The sequence below is a fragment of the Rhabdaerophilum sp. SD176 genome (genome assembly GCF_030143245.1).
Taxonomy (GTDB): domain Bacteria; phylum Pseudomonadota; class Alphaproteobacteria; order Rhizobiales; family Beijerinckiaceae; genus Rhabdaerophilum.
The window spans coordinates 1-1,663 of sequence record NZ_JARJNS010000017.1; the positions used below are offsets into that span (position 1 = coordinate 1).

Genomic DNA, 1,663 nt, shown 5'->3' on the forward strand with positions numbered 1-1,663 from the left:
GATATCGAGATCCATAACCGGATCGGGGTTGAAGCCTCGACGATCGGCAACCACGAGTTCGATCTGGGGACCAACGCGTTCTCGGATGTGATCAACGATGCGGCCTTCCCGTATCTCTCGTCGAACCTCGATTTCTCGGCCGATAGCGGCATCTCTTCGCGCTATCAGGAGACGGTGGGTGTCGGCGGGCTCGAAGAAGCCTCGACGCTCGCCAAGAAGATCGTACCCTCGGCTGTTGCGACCAAGGGCGGCGAGAAGATCGGCCTTGTCGGGGTGACCACGCAGATCCTTGAGGCGATTTCCTCGACCGGCAATGTCGAGGTCAAGGGCTTCGCCGGCGATGGCCTCGAAGCCAATGACATGGTGCTGCTGGCCGCCCAGTTGCAGCCGGTGATCGATGATCTCCGGGCGCAGGGCGTCAACAAGATCATCCTGATGGCGCATCTCCAGCAGATCGCGTTCGAGCAGGCCCTGGCGCCGTTGCTCGAGGGCGTCGACATCATCCTTGCGGCCGGTTCGAATACCCGCCTTGGCGATGGAGATGACGAAGCGGTCGCTTTCCCGGGCCATGCGGCGGACTTCGCCAATACCTACCCGATCGTGACGGCAGGCAAGGACGGCAAGACGACGCTGATCGTCAACACGGATAACGAATATACCTATCTTGGCCGCCTCGTGGTCGAGTTCGACGAGAATGGCGAGATCATCACCGACGCGCTCGCCGACATGACGGACATCAACGGCGCCTATGCCTCGACGACCGAGAATGTCGCTGCGGCCTGGGGTGACACGGACGGTGACCTCTCCGACACCGCCTTCGCGGAAGGCACCAAGGGCGAGCAGGTGGCGGATATCACCGAAGCGGTTGATGCCGTCATCCAGGCCAAGGACGGCCAGGTCTTCGGCTACACGAATGTCTACCTCGAGGGCGAGCGCAACCTCGTTCGCAACCAGGAGACGAACCTCGGCAACATCACGGCCGATGCCAATCTCGAGGCCCTGTCGGATGCCCTCGGAGAGGCCGCTCCGACGAGCTTCATCGTTTCGCTGAAGAATGGCGGCGGGATCCGGGCACAGATCGGCTCGGTCGATGTGGCGACGGGCGAGAAGAACCCGCCCCTCGCCAATGATGATGCGGGCAAGGCCGAGGGCGGCATCTCGCAGCTCGATATCGAGAACTCGCTCCGGTTCAATAACGGCCTGATGGCGTTCGATACGACCGCCGAAGGCCTGAAGGCCATCCTCGAGCATGGCGTTGCATCGCTCGGCGGCCAGGGCCGTTACCCGCAGATTGGCGGCATGCGGTTCTCCTATGACAAGGACCTGCCGGCCGGATCGCGGGTGCAGAACATCGCCCTGATCGACGAGAACGACGAGCTTGTTGCGGTGATCGTCGAGAACGGGGTCGTGAACCCCGACGCCCCGGCGACCATCACCATGGTGACGCTCAACTTCCTCGCCAATGGTGGCGACGGCTATCCGATGAAGGCCAACGGCGAGAACTTCCGCTTCCTTCTCAATGACGGCACGCTCTCCGCGCCGGTTGATGAATCGCTGAACTTCACCGCTGCCGGTGTCGTGCCCGCCAATATCCTCGGCGAGCAGCAGGCCATGGCAGACTACGTTTCGGAGCGTTATGCGACTCCGGAAACCGCCTTTGATC

1 protein-coding gene is annotated in these 1,663 nt (G+C 62.2%); it reads left to right on the forward strand.

Annotation, left to right across the window (positions count from 1 at the left end):
* A partial coding sequence (locus P0652_RS18695; RefSeq protein ID WP_284180424.1) for a bifunctional metallophosphatase/5'-nucleotidase occupies positions 1–1,663 on the forward strand: 1,663 nt, incomplete at both ends.